Source organism: Paralimibaculum aggregatum, from assembly GCF_030270585.1.
Classification (GTDB): domain Bacteria; phylum Pseudomonadota; class Alphaproteobacteria; order Rhodobacterales; family Rhodobacteraceae; genus Thermohalobaculum; species Thermohalobaculum aggregatum.
Window position 1 is genome coordinate 1 of record NZ_BSYI01000015.1, and the last position, 21,831, is coordinate 21,831.

Below are 21,831 nucleotides of genomic sequence, written 5' to 3' on the forward strand. Positions count from 1 at the left end.
CCGGGCCGCCCGCCCCCGGCAGGGCGCTTGCGCCGGGGCGGGTGCTCGGTCAGGCTGCGACGGAGGGGCGGCCGGGTCCCGGGCCGCTCCGCTGTGCGCAACGGGACGGAGGCGGCGCCATGACCGTGGACGTCAAGATCAACTGGACGAAGAACAAGAGCAGCCCCAGCTTCAAGTCCAGGACCTACAAGGACCTCTTCGCCGAGATCGGCAAGAAGAAGGCGAAGGGCAATCCCATCGGCGAGTTCGAATGGGAGGACTTCAAGTGGAAGATCTATGCCGACAAGAAGTCCGGCAACATCGCCAAGGTGGTGATCGACGCGGCCTACAGGATCACCGTGCCGAAATGGCCGGCCGCCGGCAAGGCCAGCCCGGCCGAGAAGAAGGCCTGGGAGAAATGCATCGCCGCGCTGGCCAAGCACGAGGAGACGCACCGGCTCTACCACCTCGAGGCGCTGGCGAAGTTCAACACCGAGGTGAACAAGCTCGCCGCCCCGACGCTGGCCGATGTTGAGACCCTGCTCGCCACCATGCAGACCGACCACAAGAAGGAGCAGAAGGCCTATGACGGGCGCACCGGCCACGGCGTGAAGGAGGGCGCCACCCTGCCCCACCCGGACAGCCTCTGAGGCCTCAGCACCAGCTCACCGCCCCGCAGAGCCAGATCACCGCCGCATAGCGCCCCGCCTTGGCCGCCGCCACCAGCGCCAGGAACAGCCAGAACGGCGTCCGCAGCACCCCCGCCACCACCGTGAGCGGGTCGGCGAAGGGCGCCCAGGAGAGCAGCAGCGTCCACACCCCCCAGCGGCGATACCAGTCGCGCGCCCGGGCCATCTGCGCCGGGCCCGCCGGGAACCAGCGCCGGCCCTCGAACCGGTCGAGGAACCGCCCCATCCAGTAGTTCGCCACCGAGCCCAGCGTGTTGCCGACCGAGGCCGCCGCGAACAGCGCGCCGACCGGCGCCGTCTCCGCCGCCAGCATCGCCCCGAGCACGAATTCCGACTGGAACGGCAGCAGCGTCGCCGCGCCGAAGGCGGCGAGGAACAGCCCCGCCAGCGCGCCCCAGGTCTCCCAGTCCATGCCGCCGCTCCCCCCCGTGTTCCCGCGAACCTGCCGGCCGAACCCCGCCCTTCGGAACTTTCCCGCCCGGTTTACGGCGAATTTAGGAACATTTGTCAGGATGTCCGCTTCCGACCCCGCGAAACACCCGGAGGACCGCCCGATGCCCCGCACCGACACCCTGCCCGAGGCCGCCCGCCTGCTGCTCGCCGAGCTCGAGGAGCGCACCCGCTGGCAGGCCGAGCTGAGCCGCGAGCTGGCCGCCGCCAGGCGCGAGCGCGAGACCATCCTCTCCGGGCTGCAGCCGGTGCTGCGCGGGCTGCCCGAGGCGGTGCGCGCGCCGCTCTATGCCGAGCTCGGCCGCATCGGCCGCCTGCTCGGCCCCTCCGACCGCGAGATCGGCCGCACCCCGCGCGCCCGCGCCGCGCTCGGCTTCCTCGCCCAGCTCGACTATACCGAGATCCGCGCCGCCGAGCTGAATTTCTACCTGCGCCGGCAGGGGTTCGACTGCGCGCCCCGCTACGCCGCCCGCCTGCTCGACGCCTGGCGCCGCGCCGGCATCGTCGAGCGCATCGGCCACGGCCTCTACCGCCTGGTGATGGGCCACCCCGCCGTCGCCCGCATCCGCCTCCTGCAACTCGAGGCCCCGGACAGGGGGGCTAAGGGTGGATGATGCGCAACCAACGCACAACAATACACCTACGCAAGATTAAGTGCTTTCCACAACCCTCTATGCATCATTATACTCTCGGATGAGTTGAATTTAGATGCTTGATTTCGAAACTTGAACGAATAGTATTTATTATTTCTATGGTCCTTGTATGTATTACCAATTGCTCCGCAGTCATACAATACATTGAAAATTCCCTCAATATCTAAACCATCGCCAAATCGCGATTCAATCTTGGACTTCGCTTCAAAAAATTGGAATTCTCTTCGTTTTAATTTAGAAACTTCGCCAAACAAATCTGACAAAACATCTTGCGGCACAAACCCATACAACTCGTCCATCACTTCTGGGAGAAAATAGTCTTGTGAATATTTCCTGACTCCGCTCAATATTTGAGTTCTGTCAATTGGAGATTTATGCATCATCTCCTGTATACTACTAAGTAATACAATAAAATCCCTAGGTCTATGTCGAGTTAGATCAAGGAGATAATGGTAAACCCTCTTTCCGTCTATCAAACCTTTCTGAAAATACTCTAATATATCCGATCCTTCTCCAGTAGATGCTTTGGCGCGATGATTGGCAAGCTCAACTAACATAGAGCGACCCGGGGAGTTTGGATCATGATACCAATCCAATACAATCGAAAAATTTTGTCTGATCTTGTTCTTGTTAGCTCCCGATACCCTCGTGAATAAATCTTGTCGGCATAATATTACAATTTTTATCTTTAGTCCATTCTCTCTGAAAAATCCATTGAGTCTTTGAGTTTCAAATATCAACGCACCAAGAACATCATACTGACGGCCTCTCTTTGTAAGAATATCATCAAGGCCGTCTAGAATAATAAAATGCTTCGCTTTTGTATTTGCTCTAAGAATTAGAGATTTGAATGATTCAACGTGATTAGGAATATCATATATTTCACTTCTCCCGCCAGATTCGTAGGAGATCTGAGCGTACTGGGGGACTCCAACAGAAAACCCCTTCTTTCCGGCACTCAAAATAATCTTGTTAATATTATCAGATCCAACAAGGCCAGCTCCCGCAAAAATATCATTAATACGATTCAACTCTACCGAAGCTTCCGCATCAATACTATGATCGCCCCTCAGCATGTCCAACACAACAATCAGAAGAATCCAAGACCAGGCAGTAGGATACTTTGCCTCTGGCTCATCTTTTCCTCGAACAATCTTCGAGAACGCAGTATAAGATATGTCCTCAAGAAGTAGTTGTCTGTCAAATTGCATTGGATCCGATTTTCCCATGAGCGAAATATGTCGCCCCAAGGAAGTCTTACCTGACCCCTTGTCTCCTAGACAAACAAACTTACTGGTTTCAGTTATCTCATGGACCATGCCCTTCATATCGAAAAATCCATCCGTCAAAAGCGACGGCAACTCTTCAAATTCCTTTTCAGCACTAGCAAAACCAAAATTTATTTCTTTAAATTTATTGATTCTTTCCACAGTCGTACTCCCTCACTCTAAGCACCACCTCAGTATACCCTTCTGCGCGTGCAGTCGGTTCTCGGCCTCATCGAACACAACCGAGCGGGGGCCGTCAAACACTTCGGAGGTGACCTCCTCGTCGCGGTGCGCCGGCAGGCAGTGCATGAAGACCGCGTGCGGGGCGGCGCGGTCCATCAGCTCGGCGGTGACCTGGAAGGGCCGGAGCTGGTTGTGCCGGCGGTCGCGGGCCGAGACGTCGTCATGCATCGAGAGCCAGGCGTCGGTGATCACGGCGTCCGCCCCGGTCACCGCCGCCGCGGCGTCGCGGGCGATCTCGACGCGCGCGCCCTTCGCCCGCGCCGCCGCGACGATGCCGGGGTCGGGCTCGAGCGTCTCCGGGCAGGCGACGGTGATGTCGAAGCCGAACGCCGCGGCCGCATGGATCCAGGAGTGGCAGACATTGTTGCCGTCGCCAGCCCAGACCACCCGAGCCCCCCCCAAAGCCCCCACATGCTCCTCAAAAGTCAGGAGGTCGGCCATGATCTGGCAGGGGTGGCTGCGGTTGGTGAGGCCGTTCACCACCGGGATCTCGGCATGGGCGGCCAGCTCGCGCAGCGTCGCGTCCTGGAAGGTGCGGATCATCACCGCGTCGACGAAGCGCGACAGCACCCGGGCGGTGTCGGCCACGGTCTCGCCATGGCCGAGCTGCATCTCGGTACCGGACAGGATCATCGTCTCGCCGCCCATCTGGCGGATGCCGACATCGAAGCTGATGCGGGTCCGCGTCGAGGGTTTCTCGAAGATCAGCGCGACGATGTGGTCGGCCAGCGGCTGCTCGGCATCCGGCGCCAGGCGCGGGCGGCCGTTGCGGGCCGCCTTGACGCGCTTGGCGTCGTCGAGGATGGCGCGCAGCTCCTCCGGGGCGATCTCGTCGAGGTCGAGGAAATGCCGTGCGCTCATGCCGGGCCCTCCAGCGCCGTCGCGGCGCGGTCGAGGCGGCGCACCGCCTCCGCGATCTCGTCCTCGGAGACCGTCAGCGGCGGCAGCAGCCGCACCACGTTCTCGGCGGCGGGCACCGTGAGCAGCCCGGCCGCGCGCCCCGCCGCCACCAGGTCGGCGGCGGCATGGGGCTCGGCGATGCGCAGGCCGCGCATCAGGCCCTCGCCGCGGATCTCGGCGATCACCGCGGGATGCCCGGCGGCGAGCTCGGCCAGCCGCTGCGACAGGAAGCCGGCGCGCGCCCGCACGCTGGCGAGGAAGCCGGCATCGGCCACCTCCTCCATCACCGCGAGGCCGACCGCGCAGGCCAGCGGGTTGCCGCCATAGGTCGAGCCATGGCTGCCGACGCCCATCGGCGCCGCGGCGGCCTCGGTGGCCAGCACCGCGCCGAGCGGGAAGCCGCCGCCGATGCCCTTGGCGACCATCATCACGTCCGGCACGACGCCGGCCGCCTCATGGGCGAAGAGATGGCCGGTGCGCCCCATGCCGCACTGCACCTCGTCGAACATCAGCAGCACGCCCCGCTCGTCGCAGAGCGCGCGCAGCGCCCGCAGCGCCTCGTGCGGCAGCACGCGGATGCCGCCCTCGCCCTGGATCGGCTCGATCAGCACCGCCGCGGTCTCCGGCCCGATCGCCGCCGCCAGCGCCGCCGCATCGCCCCAGGGCACGCTGTCGAAGCCCGGCATCAGCGGGCCGAAGCCGCCGGCGAGCTTCTCCGAGCCGGCCGCCGCGATGGCGCCGGTGGAGCGGCCGTGGAAGGCGCCCGCGAAGGTCACGATGCGGTGCCGCGCCGGGCTCTGCGCCTGGCCCCATTTGCGGGCGATCTTGATCGCCAGCTCGGCCGCCTCGGTGCCCGAATTGGTCAGGAACACGGTGTCGGCGAAGGTCTCGGCCACCAGGCGCTCGGCCAGGCGTCGCTGCTCGGGGATCTCGTAGAGATTGGACACATGCCAGACCCGTCGCGCCTGGGCCTCCAGCGCGGCGACGAGTTTCGGATGGGCGTGGCCGAGGGCGTTCACCGCGATGCCGGCGCCGAAGTCGAGAAACTCCGTGCCGTCGGTCGTGGTGAGCCAGCATCCCTCGCCCCGCTCGAATTCGAGCGGTGCCCGCGCATAGGTCGGCATGAGCGGCGAGATCACCTGTGGTCAGCTCCTGTCTCTGGCCGGCCCGGAGGACCGGCGGGGTGGGTGGTGCCGGACATGGCCGGCGGGTTCGGCGTCGAAAACGCGAAACGCCCCGTGGCGGCGTGCCAAGGGGCGACGCAAGGCTTATGGCGGATAGATCCGGGGGCTGTCAACGCCGCGGCGGACACGGCGCTGACGCCGCGTTCACCAGCCCGGCGCGAGCGCCCCCTTGACCGCCGCCTCGATGGCGCCGAGCGGGTGGTTGGTGAGGTCCTTGGCGATCTCGGCGGTGACCAGCCCGGCGACATCCGCCGGCAGCGCGGCGCGCAGGGTGCCGAGCGCGGCGGGCGCGGCGATCATCACGATGCGCCCGACCCGCCCCTCGCGCGCCGCGCCGGCGACGCGCTCGGCGAAGGCGCGCAGGAAGCGCTCCCCGGCGAGGCTGTGCCAGTCGGGGGCGTCGAGCGCCGAGCGCTGGCCGGCGCCGGTGTCGGAGCGGCGGCCGGGCCGGTCGGTGCCCTGCTCGCGGGTCGGCGGGTTGTCGAGCTCGCTGGTGGCCAGCCGGCGCAGCGCCGGCGCCCTGTCGTGCCCGTCGTTCTCGAGAAGCAGGGCCTTGCCGCCATCGGCGACGACGACCCAGGTGATCGGCTTGCCATGTGCCATCGGTGTCCTCCTTCTCCGGCAGAGGGTGCGGAGCGGTGACGGCCCGGCAGGGCGCAGGCGCGGGGGCGCAAAGGCCTGGGCTCAGGCCCCGATCAGGCCCTCCAGCCAGGCCTTCTTCTCGGCGAAGACCCGCTCGAGATCGTAAGCCTCGCGGATATGGGCGCGCGCCGCAACACCGAGCCGGCGGGCCAGCGCCCGGTCGTCGAGCATCTCCTCGACCCCGGCGGCGATCCCGGCCGGCTCGTGGAACGGCACCAGCCGCCCGGTCTCGCCGTCGCCGACGAACTCGCGCACCGGGGCGACATCGGCGGCGACCAGCGCGCAGCCGGCGCTCATCGCCTCCAGCATCGACCAGCTCAGCACGAAGGGCACGGTGAGGTAGACATGGGCGTCCGAGGCCTGCAGCACGGCGAGATAGTCGGGCCGCGGCAGGTGCCCGGTGAAATGGGTGCGCGCCGGGTCGAGGCGGCACTCGGCGAGCATCCGCTTCTTCCAGCTGTCGCCCTCCGGCAGGCGGCGGCCATAGGCCACCCGGTCCTCGCCGACGATGATCGCATGGAGCCGCGGGCGCCGCGCCTGCAGGATCTCGAGCGCGCGCATGAACTCGGGAAAGCCGCGCTGGGGCTCCATGCCGCGGGTGGCATAGGTGACGATCTCCGGCATCGCCGAGATGTCGAGCGCGCCGATCGCGGCCGGGCGCTCCGGCGCCGGGGCATGGGTCTCGGTATCGACCCCGTCATGGATCACGGTGATGTCGCGGCGCAGCTTCTCCGGGAACTGCCCGGCCTGGAAGCGGGTCGGCGCGAGCGCGGCATCGGCGGTGACGATGTCGGTCATCAGCGGCGTGTTGCGCACGCGCTGGCGCAGCCGGTTGTCCTCGTCGTCCCTGAAGTCGCCGAGGAAGCCGCTGTCGACCGGGGGGTAGTTGTACCACCATTCGAGATAGGGGATGAAGACCGCGTCCGGCCAGACATCCTTGGCGAACAGCCCGGCGCCCCAGCCGGAATGCGCCATCACGATGTCCGGCCGGTAGCCGCCCTTGCGCGCGGCATAGAAGGCGCGGGCGGCCATCTGGCCCTTGATCACCGCGCGCTCGGTGGAGCCGAGATAGGGATGGATGCCGCGGGTGATGCCGCGCCCCTCCTCGAAGGGCAGGATGCGGAACACCTCCGAGCGGGTGTTGGCCCGCGCCGTGGCGAAGGCGGTCTCCCAGCCGGCGGCGGCGAGGCGCTGGCCGAGGAAGCCGAACTGCGCCGGGAAGTTGGTATGGACGAACAGGATCTTCGGGGCGGGCATTGGCTCTCTCGCGCTGGACCGCCGACCCCTAGCGGCCCGACCACGGCTTGCGCAAGCCGATTTGCGCCCAGAGGCTGACCGGCCCGCGATAGCGGAACGCCACGGTGCCCTCCGGGCACGCCACCGCCGCCTGCCCGCCCTTGCCATGCGCCGCGAGATAGGCGGCGAGCCAGCGCGACCCCGCCGGCCAGCAGCTGGTGACGCCGAGCCGCGGGAAGGCGGCGGGCAGCCGGGTGTCGGCGTCGCCGAGCGCGCCCGCGAGCTGGCCGCGCCGCACCAGCCCGTGGCAGCGCAGATCCGCCCCCTCGAGCCGCGCGCCATGCAGCCGGATCTGCCGGCAGGTGGAGCCCTGCAGCAGCGCCCCGCGCAGATCCGCCGCCACCGCGCGGGCGCCGTCGAGCTTGGTCCAGCGCAGATCGGCGCCGACCGCGCGCACCGCGTCGAGCACCGCCCCGTCGAGCGCCGAGAAGCGGAAGTCGCTCTGCTCGATCCGGGCGCCGGCGAGATCGGCGTCGAGCAGGTCGACCTCGAGGAAGCGCGCCCCCACGGCCGAGACCCCGTGCAGCACGGCGCCGCGCAGATTGGTCCCGCGCAGCAGCGCCACGTCGAGCTCGGCGCCGGCCAGCACGGCGCAGAACCGGGCGTCCTCGCCGGCGCCCGCGGCATCCGGCGCGCGCCAGCAGGAGAGGTCCGCCCCGGTGAGATCGACGCCGCCGAGCCGCGCCCCCTCGAGCCGCGCGCCGTTCAGCCGGGCGCCCACGAGATCGGCATCGCGCAGGTCGGCGCCGCGCAGCGCGGTGCAGCGCTCGTCGCCGGGCGCCGGCCCGGGATCGGCGCAGGAGAGGTCCGCCCCGACCAGCAGCGCGCCGCGCAGCACCGCCCGGTCGAGCCGCGCGCCGCGCAGGTCGGCGGCCGGCGCGATCAGCCCCGGCGCATCGGCGCCGCGGAGGTCGCGCCGGCCGAGATCGTGCCGCGCGATGCGGGCGGTCAGCGCGAACCACGCGGTGCGGGCGCCGTCCCAGAACATGATCGCCTGCTCGGCATCGCGGATGCCCTCCGGCGCCGCGGTCATCCAGCCGGTCTCGTAGTCCCTGAGCCAGTCGTCGTAGATCGGCAGCCCCGGCGGCGGCCGCGCCAGCCAGGCCTCGCGCAGGTCGGCGGGGAAATGCGGCACCGCCACCCGGTCGAGATGGGCCAGCCAGTCGGCCAGCGCGGCCTGCCCCGGCCCGCGCGCCCGGCGCCAGCCGGCATAGTCCGGCGCCGGCCGGCCGGGCGCCGCGAGCCGGCCGATCGCGGTGCCGAGCCCGACCGACATCTCCAGCGACATCAGCGCGATCGCCGCCGCCGCCGCCGGGGCCGACCACTGCGCCAGCCGCGGCACCCGCCGGCGCCGCGCCTCGTCCTCCGGCACCGAGGCCATCAGCCCCCAGAGCGCCGCGGCGCTGTAGATCCCGACCAGCCCGGCGAAGGCCAGCGCCAGCCCGGCCCAGACCGAGAGCCACGGATCGTGCACCACCCAGCCGCGCACCCAGAACCAGAGCACCACCAGCGGCCCGATCCACCAGGTCACCGTGAGGCTGACCGCCGCGGTGATCCCGGCCATCGCCTGGCGCGAGACGCAGCGCGTCGGGGTCAGCCCGCCGGTGCGATCCGGCACCAGCGCCTCCGGGCCGCGGCGCCAGGCGCGCAGCACCAGCACCGCGCGCACCAGCAGCCAGGGATAGGCGGCATCGGCGATCGGCCGGCCGTCATCGGTGAGCGCCGGGGCGCGCGACAGCACCTCCCAGAGCGGCACCAGATAGAGCTGCAGATAGCCGTAGACGATCGCCACCAGCCAGGGCCCGAAGAAGAAGAAGGCGGTGACCGGCACCTCGAGCCCGATCAGCGGCAGCCGGGTGGAGCGGCCCTCGGCGAAGAAATCCGCGTCGTCATGGGCCATCAGCGTCAGCGCCATCACCGCGAGCAGGCCGAGCAGGATGAACCAGGTGCTGCGCGCCGCCTGGGCGAGGGTCTTGATCTGGTCGAGGCTCACACGCGCCTCGGGAGCATGCAGGCCGGGCTTCGGCATCGGCTGACCCCTGCATGGATGACCTGGGGAAAGCCTGAGCCCTCGCCCCCGCGCGATCAACCGGAAACGGCGCCGACCGGCCCCGGGGCAGCCCCCGGAGCCGGCCGTGCCGCGGCCTGGTGCCGCCTCAGCGCTGGCGCGAGAGGGCGGCCGCGCTCTCGGCCAGCCGCACCAGCTGGACGAATTCCGAGCGGTAGCCCCAGGGATCGTCGCCCCGGGCACCGGCGGCCAGCGCCGCGGCATCGGGGAAATCCCAGTCGCCGGTATAGCGCCCGCCGCGCAGCAGCTGGCCGAAGCCGGCGACGGCGGCGGCGAAGCGCGCCTCGGTGTCGGGCTCGCCGACATCGCCGCGGGTGATCGGCCGGGTGATCAGGTTGCTCTCGCTCTCGCCCGGGCGCTTGTAGCGGATCTTCAGGAAGGCGAATTCCGCCGCCCGCGCCGCCCCGGCATCCGGCGTGTCCTCGGGCTCCGCCACCGGCTGGGCATAGCGCAGATCGTCCACCAGCCGCGCCGCGCTCGCCACCGGGGTGATCTCGTAGAGCGCGGTGACCCGGTGGCCGGAGCCGATCTCGCCGGCATCGACCTTGTCGTTGTTGAAGTCCTCGCGCTTCAGCGCCCGCGTCTCGTAGCCGATCAGCCGGTACTCGGCGACCGTGGCGGGGTTGAACTCGACCTGGATCTTCACGTCCTGGGCGATCGGGAACAGCGTGCCGCCGGCCTCCTCGCCGAGCACCTTGCGGGCCTCGGAGAGCGTGTCGATATAGGCCGCCTGGCCGTTGCCGTTCTGCGCCAGCGCCTGCATCAGCGCGTCGTTGTAGTTGCCCTGGCCGAAGCCGAACACCGAGAGCAGCACCCCGGTCTCGCGCTTGCGCTCGACGAAGCCCTGCAGCTCCTCGGTGGAGCGGATGCCGACGTTGAAATCGCCGTCGGTGGCCAGGATCACCCGGTTCACCCCGTCCTCGATCATGTTGGCCTCGGCCAGCGCATAGGCCTGCCGGATGCCCTCGCCGCCGGCGGTGGAGCCGCCCGCCGAGAGCCGGTCGAGCGCCGCGAGGATCTTGCCCTTCTCCGAGGCCGGGGTCGGCTCGAGCACGGTGCCGGCGCTGCCGGCATAGGTGACGATCGCCACCCGGTCCTCCGGCCCCAGCCTGTCCACCAGCAGGCGGAAGGCGTTGAGCAGCAGCGGCAGCTTGTCCGGCGCGTTCATGCTGCCCGAGGTGTCGATCAGGAAGACCAGATTGGCCTTCGGCCGCTCCTCGCGGGTCAGCTCGTAGCCCTTGAGCCCGATCCGCACCAGCTGGGTCTCGGCGTTCCACGGCGTGTCGAACACCGCGACATGGGTGGCGAAGGGGGTCTCCGCGGTCTCCGGCGGCGCGTAGGTATAGGGGAAGTAGTTGATCAGCTCCTCGACGCGGATCGCGTCCTTCTGCGGCAGCACGCCCTGGTTCAGCATCTTGCGCATGACGCCGTAGGAGGCGGTGTCGACATCGATCGAGAAGGTCGAGACCGGCGCCTCCGCGGTGAGCTTCACCGGGTTGTCCTCGACCGCCTCGAAGCGGTCGCGGCCCTGCTCCTGATAGCCCGGCGGCGGGGCTTCGGCCTCCGCCGGGGCGGGCGCCGAGGCGATCCCCCCGGCATAACCGGCCGCCGCGTCGGACGCGCCGGCCAGCCCCTTGGCGCGGAGCCGCCCGATCTGCTCGGGGCTCGCCTGCACGCGGCCGGCGGAGAGCTGCCGGCTGGCGCTCGGCGCCGGCGCGGGCCGCGCGGTCGGGGCGGCCGAGAGGCTCATCAGCCCGCCGCCGGCGGCGCCGCCCGAGACGGCACCGACCTGCGGCGCCGGCTCCGGCTCCGGCATCGGCGGCGGCGCGGCCGGGGCCTCCTCGGCCAGCACCGTGTCGTCGAGCTCGGCGCGCTCGCGGGCCGGGGCCTCAGCCTCGGTCTTGGCATCGGCGGGGGCACCGGCGGGGGCATCGGCGGGGGCATCGGCGCGGCGCTCGTCGGTGCCGGCGAGGGTGCCGCTGCGGGCGCCGGTCTCCGTACCGGTCTCGATATTGCCCTCCGCGCCGTCGAGATCGGCAGTCTGCTGGCCCGTCGGCTCGGGCGCGAGGAAATCCGCCTGCTCGAGCTGCGGCAGCGCCGCCACCACGGCAAGCGCGATGACGGCAAGGCTGGCGCCGCCCATCAGCAGGGTCCGCGGCCGGGTGAATTCGGAAATCTTCATGGCTGTGCTCCTCAGAATGCGTCCGAGCCCCATCGCCCGGTCCCTTCTGAGACGCGCCCCGCTGGCCGCTTCTTGGCGACCGGCGGAAATTTTTTCGCCCGGCGCCGCCGCGGCGGTTTCGGCACCCGCCGCCCCGGCCGCCTCGCCGGCCGCCTCGCCGGATGCCTCGAACGCCGCCAGCGCGGCCGCCAGCGCGGCCTTGCGCGCCGCCTCGCGCGGCGCCGGCGCCCGGTCGGCCTCGAAGGCCCGATGCAGTCGCTCCAGTTCGTCGGTCATGCGCCCATATCCTCAGCCCTGTCGGCCAGCGTCGCGAGCCGCTTGCGGATCTCCGCCATGCGCCAGGAGACGGTGCCGCCGCTCACCCCGAGCGCGGCCCCCGCCTCGGCATGGGTCAGGCCCTCGTCGAGCACCAGCACCGCGGTCTCGCGCAGCTCCGGCGAGAGCGCCGCCAGCGCCCGGCGCAGCCAGTCGAGCTCGGCCGCCCGTGCCTCCGCGCCCGCCCGCTCCAGCGCCTCGACCTCGGTATAGGCCTCGACCAGCCGCGCCCCCCGGGCCCGGCGGCGCTGCGCATCGCGCGCCGCGTTCACCACGATCCGGTAGAGCCAGGTGGCAAAGGCCGCCTCGCCCCGGAAGCCGCGGATCCTGGCGCCGAGCCCGGCACAGACATCCTGCGCCAGGTCCTCCGCCTCCGCCGCGCTGCCGAGCAGCCGCCAGCCGAGCCGGTGGATCCGGTCGTAGTGCCGGCCGAGCAGCTCGGCAAAGGCCGCGCCGTCGCCCTCCGCCGCCCGTCGGGCCAGCGCGAGATCGGCCGCCGCATCGTCAGGCCCGGTCATCCGCTCTCCTGCCCCATGCTCTTCCTCTGACGCCGCCCGCGGGGAATATCTTGGCGGAGACGGCGAAAAAAGAACAGCCGCGGGGGCGCAGCGCCCCAGAGCATCACCGCGTCAGGGCGGCACCTCCGCGCCGCGCCAGTCGAAGACCCGCCCGCTCTCCGCCGGCCCGAGCCGGTCGAGCACGCCGAGCAGATGGCCCGCCGCGTCTCGGGGGGCGAACACGGCGCCCGCCCCGAGCCCGCCGCGAAACGGCGCCGAGAGCCCGGTCGCCACGGTGCCCGGCTGCAGCCCCGCGATCACCGCCAGCGGGCGCGTGCGGGCGGTCTCGATGGCGAGGCAGCGCAGCACCTGGTTCAGCGCCGCCTTGGAGGCGCGGTAGCCGTACCAGCCGCCGCTGCGGTTGTCGGAGATCGAGCCGACCCGGGCCGAGAGCGCCGCGAAGATCGCCCGCCGGCGCCGCGGCAGCAGCGGCAGCAGGTGCTTCGCCGCCAGCGCCGGCCCGGTCGCGTTCACGGCAAAGGCATGGGCCATCGCCGCCGGCCCGATCTGCCGCAGGCTCTTCTCCGGCCCGCCGGCCGGCCCGTGCAGGTAGCCGGTGGCCAGCACCACGAGACCGAGCGGCGGCCCCGCGGCCAGCCGCGCCGCGGCATCGGCGAGGCTGGCCTCGTCGGTCAGGTCGGCGGCCATCGCCTCGGCCGGCGCCGGCGCCCGGCCGGACCGCGAGAGCCCGACCAGCCGGCCGCAGCGCCGGTCCTGCGCCAGATGGCCGATCAGGGCCGCGCCGAGCCCGCCGGTCGCGCCGAGTACGGCGGCGGTGTAGCCGTAGGGAAGGCTGTCCATCATGACAGGCGATCTGCAGCGCCGGCGGCCCGCGTCAAGCGACCGCCGCTAGCGGGCGAAACCGGCGCCCCGGCCCCTTGACAGCCCCCGGCCCGACACACTAGGTCTCGCCGCAGCCGCTGGGGAATAGTTTAACGGTAGAACAGCGGACTCTGACTCCGTCGGTCCTGGTTCGAATCCAGGTTCCCCAGCCAGCGAAACGGTTCCCCCCAGCGAAGCGGCAGGTTCCCTGTCCCGGCATCCGGTGCGGATGGCTTTACCGGATCGCCGCTGTCTTCGGCGAACGATCGGGTGGCCCGGCCCGGGGCCTGCGGTCGGCATCCGCCGCGGTTCGGTGACCTGCCGCCCAAGCCGCCGAGACCTGCCGGCACCGTGAGCGGCAAGGCGGCTCCCGGGGCGCGAAGCCCGGTTCTCCGATCATCGGCCGGCGGCGCGGCGAAGGCGGGCCGAAGCGCCCACATGCGCGCCGACAGCGTCCCTCCTGGCCATCGGCAGCGGCTTCCCGGCAGAGCCGTCGTCCGGGGCTTCAGGCGCGATCCGGAGCCTGCAGCGCGGCCTGCAACCGGCGACGCGCCCGTGCCGCCATGCCGCTGCCGGGGATCAGTTGAACAGCCCCTTCTTGTCGAAGGTCTTCTCCACCCATTTCACCAAGTTGTTCACCGCATCGCTGAACTTCTTGTCCTGCTTGTTGTGCAGGTCGGTAAACCTCTTGTCCTGATCCCTGTGCAGATCCGCGATGTACTTGTTCTGGGCATTGTGCCCTTCGACCAGCTTCTTGTCGATGTTCGCGATGTAGTCCATCTGCTTCTTCTCCCACGCGGCCTGCACCTTCTCGTAGCGGGCCAGCGCCTTCCAGAGCAGAATGATCTGCTTTTCGTTCTTTTCCGCCAGCTTCAGCGCCTTGTCACCGTTGTCGCTCATGATCCGGTCTCCCGTCCTGTTCTCCAGCACTTGCATTCCCTGCGACGCCCTCCGGCCATGCCCGGCCTGACGTGGCGGCTCATTGGCCCAGTTATACCAATTGGCGGGGGTCTTGACCCGACTGTTCTTGGGCACGCCCGGTCGATCCGGATGCGCATGGCGCCGAGGGCACGCCGGTTGCCGCGCATCGCGGACCGTCCGTGCCCCGTGCTGCGCGGCCGTATCCGCCCGCTCGGGCCGGGGCTCTGATCAGGTGGCGATCCCGATGTTTTCCCGGCAGGACTTGCGCGGTTTGCGCCCCCTGGCGCGGCGCGGGAGCGCGAGCCGTCCGCCGGGGACAAACGGGCAGCGACCTTCCGGGCAGCGGCGCGGCGGTGGAGGTCTCCGGGGCGGCGCCCATGCCGGGGCGCAGCGCGGCCGCCTGCCCCGCGGCGTGGATCGTCGCGGCGCCCCTACGCGCATCGCCGCGCCGCACGCCTCCCCGGACCATGGCGGCAGCGCCATGACCTTGCGGGCGTCCACGATGCGATCGGCGGCGCGGCGGTGGGGGCGCGGCGGGCGGCGCCACCGGGGCTGGCGCCGGATGCTGCCCTCTGCCCGGCTGCAATCCCAATGCCTCCCCTTCCCGACATGCCGCGGCCGGATGGCGGCGCATCTTAGCCGCCGCGCGGGCGGCGCAGGATCGCCACCGGCTCGCCGGCTAGGTGCCCGGCGATGCGGCTGCCATAGCCGAGATCCCGGGCGAGGCGGAGCGAGGCGGCGTGCTCCGGCGCGATCATGCAGACGGTCTCCGCCGCGGGCAGCGCGGTGTCGGCCCAAGCCAGCGCCGCGGCGACCGCCTCGCGCGCCAGCCCCCGACCCTGCGCCGCGGTGGCCATCACCCAGCCCGCCTCGGGGCGGCCGTCGAAGCCGGGGGTCACCGCCCGGCGATACTCCGCGAGGCCGACCTCGCCGAGGAAGGTACCGGTCTCCCGCCCCGTCACCGCCCAGTAGCCGAAGCCCATCAGCGCCCAGTGCCCGGCATGGCGCAGCAGCCGCGCCCAGGCCTCCGATGCCGTCGCGGGCCGCCCGGTGATGTGGCGGACGACGGCGGGATCGCCCCAGAGCGCCGCGACATCGCCATGGTCCTCCACTCGGTGCGGGCGCAGGACGAGGCGGTCGGTGGTCAGCAGCGGGGCGACGGGCATGGGCGCGAGCCTAGGCGGGAGGGCCGCTCCGGGCCAGCCCCGATCGCCGGGATGCGGTGTCCTGCGGGCGGTTTCCGGGTGGCGGTGTCCGGGTGGCGGTGTCCGGGGCGCGCGCCGCGCCGCCCCTCGCCGGGCACCCGGCCCGCAGCGGAGGCGCGGCAGGCCGCGGTGGCGCGCATCCCGGCAGGCCCCTGTCCGAGCGCACCGGGGCCGGACAGGGGACGCCAACTTGCCCCTTCAGAAGATCGAGGGCAGCGCCAGCGGCTCGGTGCAAAGCGCCCGTGCCCGGCGGTGGCGCGCCGCCACCGGGTGCCGCCGTGATCGCTGACGGTGAACCGCGCCAGGGCCTCGATACCGCTCTCCGGCGGCTCTCCGGCGGCTCGCTGGCGGCGGCGGTGCAACCGGCCGCGATCAGGCTCAGGCCTTCGGGCGCACCGGAGCCGGGGGACCGAGGCTGGGGCCCATCACCTCCGGCTCCCTCCGCCCACGCGCACCGGGGCTGAGCCGGCGCCGCCGAGACGCCCCTCTCGGAAGATCGAGGGCTGGGCCGGCGCCTCGGTGCAGGGCGCCCATGCCCGGCGGTGGCGCGCCGCCAATGGGGAGGCGCCGTAATCGCTGTCGGTGAATGGCGCGAGGATCTTGATCCCGCTCTCCGGCGGCTCGCCGGAGGTGGCGGTGGAACCGGCGGCGATCAGGCCCCCGCCCGCGTGCGCACCTGGGCCGGGGGACCGAGGCTGGGGGCGATCACCTCCGCCCCCCCGCCCGCGCGCATCGGAGGCGGGCCGGGGCCGCCGAGGCGCCCCTCTCGGAAGATCGGGGGCGGCGCGGGCGCCTCGATGCAGAGCGCCCTGCCCGGCGGTGGCGCACCGCCACCGGGTGCCGCCGTGATCACTGTCGGTGAACGGCGCCAGGATCTCGATCCCGCGGTCCGGCGGCTCGCCGGAGGTGGCGGTGGAACCGGCTGCGATCAGGCCCCTGCCCGCGTGCGCACCGGGTCCGGGGCAGGCGTGGGAGCAGGGGCAGATGCGTGGGCGCGATCTGAACGCCTGCGCCCGATCCCCGCGCGCACCGGGTGCGGGCCGGGGCCGCCGACGTGCCGCTCTCAGAAGATCGAGGGCGGCGCCGGGGCCTCGGTGCAGAGCGCCCGTGCCCAGCGGTAGCGTGCCGCCACCGGGGTGCCGCCGTGATCGCTGTCGGTGAACAGCGCGAGGATCTCGATCCCGCTGTCCGGCGGCGCGCCGAAGGCGGCGGTGAAGTCGGCCACGATGTTGCGCCGCTCGGTCACCCAGCCCTGCGCCCCGCCCGGCCCGCTGCGCACCACGACGCTGCGCAGCACGCCGGGGAAATAGGGGCTGTCGATCACCGCATCCACCGGGTTGGCGGCGGTCGCCCAGACATAGCGCAGCGTCGGCACCGGGTCCGGATTGGCGAAGACGCCGGGGTCGCCGAAGGCGAGGATCAGCGAGGCGGCGACATCCTCGGTGGCCTTGACCGCGAGATCGGCCTCCTCCGGCAGGCGCTCGACCCGCCAGGACCACTCGACCACCGGGCAGGTCTCCGGGTCGATCTCGACGCGGCGGGCGATGCCGGCGGAGGCGCCCTCGGCGGCGGCGCGGATCACCACCTCGCCGTCCTCGGCGACGAGGCCCCAGTCGGACACGCCCCAGATGGTGAAGCGGCGCCAGGGCTCGACCACCGCATCGCCCGCCTCGAACAGCGGCACGGCGATCTCCGGCGCGGCGCCGGCGGCCTCCGGCCCGGGCGCGGTGCGCGGCGCCATGGCGCAGCCGGCGGCGAGCAGGCAGGCGGCGGCCGGCAGGAGGCGGCGGCGCCGGCGATGACGGCGGTTGTCGTGGTCAATGTGGTGGTGCGCGTGGCGGGGCATCCGGTCCTCCCGTCATTGGCAGGTCGGGATGCTGTCTAGCCGAATGCCGGCGGCGCGGGCAGCCCGGAAATCGCCGCAGGCGGCGATGCGGGGCGCAGCAGAAAGGGCCGGGCGTTGCCACCCGGCCCTTCCCTGAAGCGCGCGGCCGTGCCCTCAGATTTCGCCGCGCGCCATCATCCCGGCCATGGTCTCGGCCTGGCGGATCGCCAGCGCCACGATGGTCAGCGTCGGGTTCTCCGACGCGCCGGTGGTGAACTGCGAGCCGTCGGAGACGAAGAGGTTCGGAATGTCGTGGCTCTGCCCGAAGCGGTTGACCACGCCGTCGCCCGGCTTCTCGGACATCCGGTTGGTGCCGAGGTTGTGGGTCGAGGGATAGGGCGGGGTCGGCATCGTGCGCGTCGCCCCCACCGCGTCGTAGACCGCGGCGCCCTGGGCATAGGCATGGGCGCGCATCGCGACATCGTTGGGGTGGTCGGTGAAGTGCACGTCCGGCACCGGCATGCCGTACTGGTCCTTGATCTCGCCATGCAGCGTGACGCGGTTGCTCTCCTGCGGCATGTCCTCGCCGACCAGCCACATGCCGGCCATGTTCTCGTAGCCGTCCATCGCGCTGGAGAACTCGCGCCCCCAGGCACCGGGGTCGAGGAAGGCCGCCATGAACGGCACGCCGATCGAGAGCGTCTCCATCTCGTAGCCGCCGACGAAGCCGCGGGCCGGGTCGTTCCGCGACTCGTCCGAGATGATGCCGGCCATGGTGGTGCCGCGCCACATCCGCACCGGCTCGGGGAAGATCGCGTAGACCGAGCCGGTCATGTGCCGCATGTAGTTGCGCCCGACCTGGCCCGAGCTGTTGGCGAGCCCGTCCGGGAACATCGCGGAGGCCGAGTTGAGCAGCAGCCGCGGGCTCTCGATCGAGTTGCCGGCCACCGCGACGACGCGCGCCGCCTGGCGGTGCTGGTTGCCCTCCTTGTCGGCATAGACCACGCCGGTGACGCGGCCGTCCTCGCCATGCTCGATCTTCAGCACATGGGCGTGCTCGCGGACCTCGAGATTGCCGGTCGCCTCGCCCTTCGGGATCTCGGTATAGGCGGTCGACCATTTCGCGCCGAACTTGCAGCCCTGGAAGCAGAAGCCGGTCTGCTGGCAGGCCGGGCGGCCGTCGCGCTCGACCGAGTTGATGCCCATCCGGCCGGTATGGACCTGGGTGTAGCCGAGCTTCTTGGCGCCCGCCTCGAACACCTTGTAGTTGTTGTTGCCGGGCAGCCCCGGGCGCCCGCCGGTGCGGGTGACGCCGATCTTCTCCTCGGCCTTGGCATACCAGGGGTCCATCTCGTCGGCGGTGATCGGCCAGTCGAGCAGGTTGGCGCCCTCGATGTCGCCATACTCGGTGCGCACGCGCCACTCGTGCTCCTGGAAGCGCAGCGAGGCGCCGGCCCAGTGCACCGTGGAGCCGCCCACCGCCTTGACGATCCAGGCCGGCAGGTTCGGGAAGTCGCGGCTCACCCGCCAGTCGCCGGAGGTGGTGCGCATGTCGAGCCAGGCGAGCTGTCCGAAGCTCTCCCACTCGTCGTTGATGTAGTCGTTCGGCAGGTGCCGTCCGCCGGCCTCCAGCGCGACGACAGAGATGCCTTTCTGCGCCAGCTCGTTGGCGAGCGTGCCGCCGCCCGCGCCGGTGCCGATGATGACGACGACGCTGTCGTCGGAGAGGTCAAAAGGTGCAGCCATTGGTCGATCCTCCCCTCAGAGCCACGCGATGTCGTCGAAGCCGCGCTCGAGATAGCCGCCGTATTCGGCGCTCGAGCCCTCGTATCCGAAGACCGGCCAGACATCCTTCTGGTTGTAGAGGCCGACAACCAGCCCGCCGCGGATGGTCTGGAAGAAGCCGCCATCCTCGATCGCGCGCAGCAGCGCCACGCGGTCGATCTCCCAGCCGGTGCCGAGATAGCTGCCATGGCCGGCCTCGGCCGCCGCGGCATCGAGCCCGGCGACGCCGTCCTCGATCATCTTCGCGAAGTCCGGATCGCCGGCCGCCTTCTCGTCATGCGCCTTCACCGCCAACGCGTAGTGCCGGTCGGCGATGCGGTCATGCGGGTAGATGTCCCGCGACATCTGGATCAGCGTTGCCATGGTCGCGGGCTGGAGCGCCTTGGTCTCCATCGCCCAGGCCTCGGTCGCACTCGCCACGAAGCCACCGCCGACCACCATCGCGGCCCCCGCCGCGACGCCGGACGAGAGAAGCTCGCGACGGGTCATCGCCCGCACGGCTCGTGTCTCTGTCATCGTTTTCTCTCCCTTAGAGACTTGCCCCCGGATCATCGCCCGGGTGGTTTCCGTTCCGGGCCGGCTGGGCCGGCCCGGCCGTCAGCGGCTCACTCCAGCCGCGCCTTCACGTCTGCCGCGAAATCCTCGTAGCGGCGCAGCGCCTTGACCTCGACCTGCACGTGCTGGCCGTGGCGTTTCATGATCGGCAGGTCGAACAGCACCTGGTCGAGCGTGTCCGGCCCGTCGACATCGACCACGGCGAAGACCCGGCGCTCGCCGACCACCTTCCAGAGATCGACGACCGCGCCCGCGGCCTTGGCGCCGAGCGCCGCATCGGCCTCCTCGGCCCAGATCCGGAACAGGTCCTGCTGGCTCTGGCCGGCGGCGTATTCCACGGTGAATGCGAGATGATAGAGCATGGCGGCCCCTCCCCTACTGGTAGCGACCGGCGCGCTGCAGCACCTCGATCTCGTAGCCGTCCGGGTCCTTCACGAAGAAGAACTTGGCGATCACCTCGCCGGCAGGGGCGAATTCCACCAGCTTGCGCGGCTCGAAGCCGGCCTCGGTGAAGCGCTTGTGCTCGGCCTCGAGATCGTCGACGGCAAAGGCCATGTGCCCGTAGCCATTGCCGAGGTCGTAGGCGTCGGCCTGACCCTTGTTGACGGTCAGCTCGAGCTCGAAATCGTTCTCGGGGTTGCGCAGATAGACCAGCGTGAAGTTCGGAAAGTCCAGCCGGTCGGCGACCTTCAGCCCGAAGGCCCGGTCGTAGAAGTCGAGCGAGCGCGCTTCGTCGAGCACGCGGATCATCATGTGGATAGCCTTGGCCAAAGCTGACGCTCCCGGTTTTGCCTCATCCTGCGGTCAGGCTAGCGCCGGGCATCCGCGCGTGGTGGTATCCGGGTACTACGCCGCCTCCCGTGCGCGGGCGACCTCGCCGCCGCGGTCGAGATGGATCAGGCAGGCGCAGCGCAGCAGCGAGGTGAAGTTGCGGGTCTCGCCGCGCAGCTCGATCACCTCGTCATGCAGCTTGGCGATGAACTGCGGCACCGTCACGCCCTCGCGCGCGGCGATGTCGTCGAGCACCCGCCAGAAGGCGGCCTCGAGGCGGATCGAGGTGGAATAGCCGTTGAGCCGCATCGAGCGGGTCTCGGAGGCGTAGTTGTCCGGGTCCTGCCCGGCAAAGATCTGGCACATGGCGTTCGTCCTTCCCTTGCGTGTCGCGCCCATTCTGTCGAGGCACCCGCGATCTTCCGATCATAGGCCCCGTTGGCGGCGGATCACAATCCGAACCGCGCCCGCCGCGCCGCGATGCCGGCGGTTTCGCCCGGGCGCAGCCGGTTGCGCGGGGTTGCGGCGCCATGTTCTCCTGCCACGCGGAAGGAGGCGCCATGCGCTGCAATCACACGATCCATTCGGGCCGGCACCATCTCGGCTGGGACCGGTCGATCGCGCCGGTGCTGACGGTGCGCCCCGGCGAGACGGTGGCGCTCGGCACGGTGGACGCGTCCGGCGGGCAGCTCGGCCCCGGCGCCGGGCTGGCCGATCTGGCGGCGATGGACCCGGGCAGGGTCAACCCGGTGACCGGGCCGATCTTCGTCGAGGGCGCCGAGCCGGGCGATGCGCTGACCCTGCGGTTCCGCGAGTTCACCCCCTCGGGCTGGGGCTGGACGGCCAACATCCCCGGCTTCGGCCTGCTCGCCGAGCAGTTTCCCGAGCCGGCGCTGCATCTCTGGTCCTATGACGCCGGCGGCACGGCGCCGATGCTCTACGGCCCCGGCGCGCGGGTGCCGCTGCGCCCCTTCGTCGGCACCGTGGGGCTGGCGCCGGCGGCGGCGGGGCCGCATTCGGTGATCCCGCCGCGCCGGGTCGGCGGCAATCTCGACATCCGCGACATGACCGCCGGCACCCTGCTGCACCTGCCGGTCGAGGTGCCCGGCGCGCTGCTCTCGCTCGGCGACACCCATGCCGCGCAGGGCGACGGCGAGGTCTGCGGCACCGCGGTGGAGAGCCCGATGGAGGTGGCGGTGGAGATCGGCCTCGCGAAGGGCGCGGGCCTCGCCTTCCCGCGCTTCGAGACGCCGCCGTCGTCCCCCGGCCCCGGCGATGCCGGCGCCTTCGCCACCACCGGGGTCGGGCCGGACCTGATGCAGGCGGCGCGCGACGCGGTCTCGGCGATGATCGACTGGCTCGCCGGGCGCACCGGCATGGCGCCGGTGGAGGCCTACATGCTGTGCAGCGTCTGCGGCGACCTGCGCATCAGCGAGATCGTCGACGCGCCCAACTGGGTGGTCTCGTTCTACTTCCCGAGGGCGGTGCTGGACTGAGGCCGCCCCCGGTCCGCCCCACCAG

At 70.9% G+C, this 21,831-nt stretch carries 21 protein-coding genes and 1 tRNA gene; 4 read left to right on the top strand and 18 right to left on the bottom strand.

Going from position 1 to position 21,831, the window contains the following annotated elements; translation table 11 throughout:
- Nucleotides 1-119: 119 nt before the first annotated feature.
- Nucleotides 120-629, top strand: coding sequence for a DUF922 domain-containing protein (locus QSJ97_RS10815; protein ID WP_285671774.1), 510 nt, complete (start codon nt 120-122; stop codon nt 627-629).
- Nucleotides 630-633: 4 nt separating this feature from the next.
- Here QSJ97_RS10815 and QSJ97_RS10820 read toward each other — a convergent pair whose 3' ends face one another.
- The gene (locus tag QSJ97_RS10820; RefSeq protein ID WP_285671775.1) at nt 634-1,080 is read right to left on the bottom strand and encodes a YqaA family protein; all 447 of its coding nucleotides are present in this window, start codon (nt 1,078-1,080) and stop codon (nt 634-636) included.
- A gap of 142 nt (nt 1,081-1,222) precedes the next feature.
- On the opposite strand from QSJ97_RS10820, the gene QSJ97_RS10825 reads away from it, so the two are divergent.
- The gene (locus QSJ97_RS10825; RefSeq protein ID WP_285671776.1) at nt 1,223-1,732 is read left to right on the top strand and encodes a hypothetical protein; all 510 of its coding nucleotides are present in this window, start codon (nt 1,223-1,225) and stop codon (nt 1,730-1,732) included.
- Between the two features lie 26 nt (nt 1,733-1,758).
- Here the strand turns inward: QSJ97_RS10825 and QSJ97_RS10830 are convergent, their stop codons facing one another.
- The 9 genes from QSJ97_RS10830 to QSJ97_RS10870 form a co-directional block, all read right to left on the bottom strand.
- Entirely contained in the window at nt 1,759-3,201 is a 1,443-nt protein-coding gene (locus QSJ97_RS10830) for a P-loop ATPase, Sll1717 family (protein WP_285671777.1), read from the bottom strand.
- A 12-nt stretch (nt 3,202-3,213) separates the two neighbouring features.
- A complete protein-coding gene (gene argF / locus QSJ97_RS10835; protein ID WP_285671778.1) occupies nt 3,214-4,143 on the bottom strand; it encodes an ornithine carbamoyltransferase in 930 nt (309 codons plus the stop codon).
- Nucleotides 4,140-5,321: an aspartate aminotransferase family protein gene (locus QSJ97_RS10840; protein ID WP_285671779.1), complete on the bottom strand. Its 1,182-nt coding sequence runs from the start codon at nt 5,319-5,321 to the stop codon at nt 4,140-4,142. Before QSJ97_RS10840 ends, argF begins: the two co-directional genes overlap by 4 nt.
- Nucleotides 5,322-5,510: 189 nt before the next feature.
- A complete protein-coding gene (locus QSJ97_RS10845) occupies nt 5,511-5,969 on the bottom strand; it encodes a baeRF12 domain-containing protein (RefSeq protein ID WP_285671780.1) in 459 nt (152 codons plus the stop codon).
- Between the two features lie 81 nt (nt 5,970-6,050).
- The gene (locus QSJ97_RS10850) at nt 6,051-7,265 is read right to left on the bottom strand and encodes a glycosyltransferase (protein ID WP_285671781.1); all 1,215 of its coding nucleotides are present in this window, start codon (nt 7,263-7,265) and stop codon (nt 6,051-6,053) included.
- A gap of 28 nt (nt 7,266-7,293) precedes the next feature.
- Nucleotides 7,294-9,333, bottom strand: coding sequence for a pentapeptide repeat-containing protein (locus tag QSJ97_RS10855; protein ID WP_285671782.1), 2,040 nt, complete (start codon nt 9,331-9,333; stop codon nt 7,294-7,296).
- 127 nt (nt 9,334-9,460) lie between these two features.
- Entirely contained in the window at nt 9,461-11,830 is a 2,370-nt protein-coding gene (locus QSJ97_RS10860) for a vWA domain-containing protein (RefSeq protein ID WP_285671783.1), read from the bottom strand.
- Nucleotides 11,827-12,387, bottom strand: a complete 561-nt coding sequence (locus QSJ97_RS10865) for an RNA polymerase sigma factor (protein ID WP_285671784.1) — start codon at nt 12,385-12,387, stop codon at nt 11,827-11,829. The genes QSJ97_RS10860 and QSJ97_RS10865 overlap by 4 nt, the downstream gene beginning before the upstream one ends.
- Nucleotides 12,388-12,498: 111 nt before the next feature.
- Nucleotides 12,499-13,230 carry an SDR family NAD(P)-dependent oxidoreductase gene (locus tag QSJ97_RS10870; protein WP_285671786.1) on the bottom strand — a complete coding sequence of 244 codons (732 nt, stop codon included), beginning with the start codon at nt 13,228-13,230 and terminating at the stop codon, nt 12,499-12,501.
- Between the two features lie 117 nt (nt 13,231-13,347).
- On the opposite strand from QSJ97_RS10870, the gene QSJ97_RS10875 reads away from it, so the two are divergent.
- Nucleotides 13,348-13,421 (top strand) — tRNA-Gln (locus QSJ97_RS10875).
- Between the two features lie 406 nt (nt 13,422-13,827).
- Here the strand turns inward: QSJ97_RS10875 and QSJ97_RS10880 are convergent.
- From QSJ97_RS10880 to QSJ97_RS10915, 8 genes are all read right to left on the bottom strand, one after another.
- Nucleotides 13,828-14,148, bottom strand: coding sequence for a hypothetical protein (locus QSJ97_RS10880; RefSeq protein WP_285671787.1), 321 nt, complete (start codon nt 14,146-14,148; stop codon nt 13,828-13,830).
- A gap of 656 nt (nt 14,149-14,804) precedes the next feature.
- The gene (locus tag QSJ97_RS10885; protein ID WP_285671788.1) at nt 14,805-15,335 is read right to left on the bottom strand and encodes a GNAT family N-acetyltransferase; all 531 of its coding nucleotides are present in this window, start codon (nt 15,333-15,335) and stop codon (nt 14,805-14,807) included.
- Between the two features lie 1,102 nt (nt 15,336-16,437).
- Nucleotides 16,438-17,220, bottom strand: a complete 783-nt coding sequence (locus QSJ97_RS10890) for a DUF3047 domain-containing protein (protein ID WP_285671789.1) — start codon at nt 17,218-17,220, stop codon at nt 16,438-16,440.
- A 153-nt stretch (nt 17,221-17,373) separates the two neighbouring features.
- Nucleotides 17,374-18,945, bottom strand: a complete 1,572-nt coding sequence (locus QSJ97_RS10895) for a GMC family oxidoreductase (protein ID WP_285671790.1) — start codon at nt 18,943-18,945, stop codon at nt 17,374-17,376.
- A gap of 15 nt (nt 18,946-18,960) precedes the next feature.
- On the bottom strand, nt 18,961-19,500 hold the full coding sequence (locus QSJ97_RS10900) for a Twin-arginine translocation pathway signal (RefSeq protein ID WP_285671791.1): 540 nt from the start codon (nt 19,498-19,500) through the stop codon (nt 18,961-18,963).
- An 89-nt stretch (nt 19,501-19,589) separates the two neighbouring features.
- On the bottom strand, nt 19,590-19,901 hold the full coding sequence (locus QSJ97_RS10905; RefSeq protein WP_285671792.1) for a muconolactone Delta-isomerase family protein: 312 nt from the start codon (nt 19,899-19,901) through the stop codon (nt 19,590-19,592).
- Nucleotides 19,902-19,914: 13 nt separating this feature from the next.
- Complete coding sequence (locus tag QSJ97_RS10910; protein ID WP_285671793.1) at nt 19,915-20,310, bottom strand: VOC family protein; 396 nt, start codon at nt 20,308-20,310, stop codon at nt 19,915-19,917.
- A gap of 75 nt (nt 20,311-20,385) precedes the next feature.
- On the bottom strand, nt 20,386-20,676 hold the full coding sequence (locus tag QSJ97_RS10915; protein ID WP_285671794.1) for a ribbon-helix-helix domain-containing protein: 291 nt from the start codon (nt 20,674-20,676) through the stop codon (nt 20,386-20,388).
- Between the two features lie 194 nt (nt 20,677-20,870).
- Here QSJ97_RS10915 and QSJ97_RS10920 point away from each other — a divergent pair, with 194 nt between their 5' ends.
- Nucleotides 20,871-21,806, top strand: a complete 936-nt coding sequence (locus tag QSJ97_RS10920; protein WP_285671795.1) for an acetamidase/formamidase family protein — start codon at nt 20,871-20,873, stop codon at nt 21,804-21,806.
- Nucleotides 21,807-21,831 lie beyond the last annotated feature (25 nt).

Coding starts and splice junctions, on each gene's coding strand:
- QSJ97_RS10815 (WP_285671774.1), top strand. CDS start 120: ATGACCGTGGACGTCAAGATCAACTGGACGAAGAACAAGAGCAGCCCC.
- QSJ97_RS10820 (WP_285671775.1), bottom strand. CDS start 1,080: ATGGACTGGGAGACCTGGGGCGCGCTGGCGGGGCTGTTCCTCGCCGCC.
- QSJ97_RS10825 (WP_285671776.1), top strand. CDS start 1,223: ATGCCCCGCACCGACACCCTGCCCGAGGCCGCCCGCCTGCTGCTCGCC.
- argF (WP_285671778.1), bottom strand. CDS start 4,143: ATGAGCGCACGGCATTTCCTCGACCTCGACGAGATCGCCCCGGAGGAG.
- QSJ97_RS10845 (WP_285671780.1), bottom strand. CDS start 5,969: ATGGCACATGGCAAGCCGATCACCTGGGTCGTCGTCGCCGATGGCGGC.
- QSJ97_RS10850 (WP_285671781.1), bottom strand. CDS start 7,265: ATGCCCGCCCCGAAGATCCTGTTCGTCCATACCAACTTCCCGGCGCAG.
- QSJ97_RS10855 (WP_285671782.1), bottom strand. CDS start 9,333: ATGCCGAAGCCCGGCCTGCATGCTCCCGAGGCGCGTGTGAGCCTCGAC.
- QSJ97_RS10860 (WP_285671783.1), bottom strand. CDS start 11,830: ATGACCGACGAACTGGAGCGACTGCATCGGGCCTTCGAGGCCGACCGG.
- QSJ97_RS10865 (WP_285671784.1), bottom strand. CDS start 12,387: ATGACCGGGCCTGACGATGCGGCGGCCGATCTCGCGCTGGCCCGACGG.
- QSJ97_RS10870 (WP_285671786.1), bottom strand. CDS start 13,230: ATGATGGACAGCCTTCCCTACGGCTACACCGCCGCCGTACTCGGCGCG.
- QSJ97_RS10880 (WP_285671787.1), bottom strand. CDS start 14,148: ATGAGCGACAACGGTGACAAGGCGCTGAAGCTGGCGGAAAAGAACGAA.
- QSJ97_RS10885 (WP_285671788.1), bottom strand. CDS start 15,335: ATGCCCGTCGCCCCGCTGCTGACCACCGACCGCCTCGTCCTGCGCCCG.
- QSJ97_RS10890 (WP_285671789.1), bottom strand. CDS start 17,220: ATGCCCCGCCACGCGCACCACCACATTGACCACGACAACCGCCGTCAT.
- QSJ97_RS10895 (WP_285671790.1), bottom strand. CDS start 18,945: ATGGCTGCACCTTTTGACCTCTCCGACGACAGCGTCGTCGTCATCATC.
- QSJ97_RS10900 (WP_285671791.1), bottom strand. CDS start 19,500: ATGACAGAGACACGAGCCGTGCGGGCGATGACCCGTCGCGAGCTTCTC.
- QSJ97_RS10905 (WP_285671792.1), bottom strand. CDS start 19,901: ATGCTCTATCATCTCGCATTCACCGTGGAATACGCCGCCGGCCAGAGC.
- QSJ97_RS10915 (WP_285671794.1), bottom strand. CDS start 20,676: ATGTGCCAGATCTTTGCCGGGCAGGACCCGGACAACTACGCCTCCGAG.
- QSJ97_RS10920 (WP_285671795.1), top strand. CDS start 20,871: ATGCGCTGCAATCACACGATCCATTCGGGCCGGCACCATCTCGGCTGG.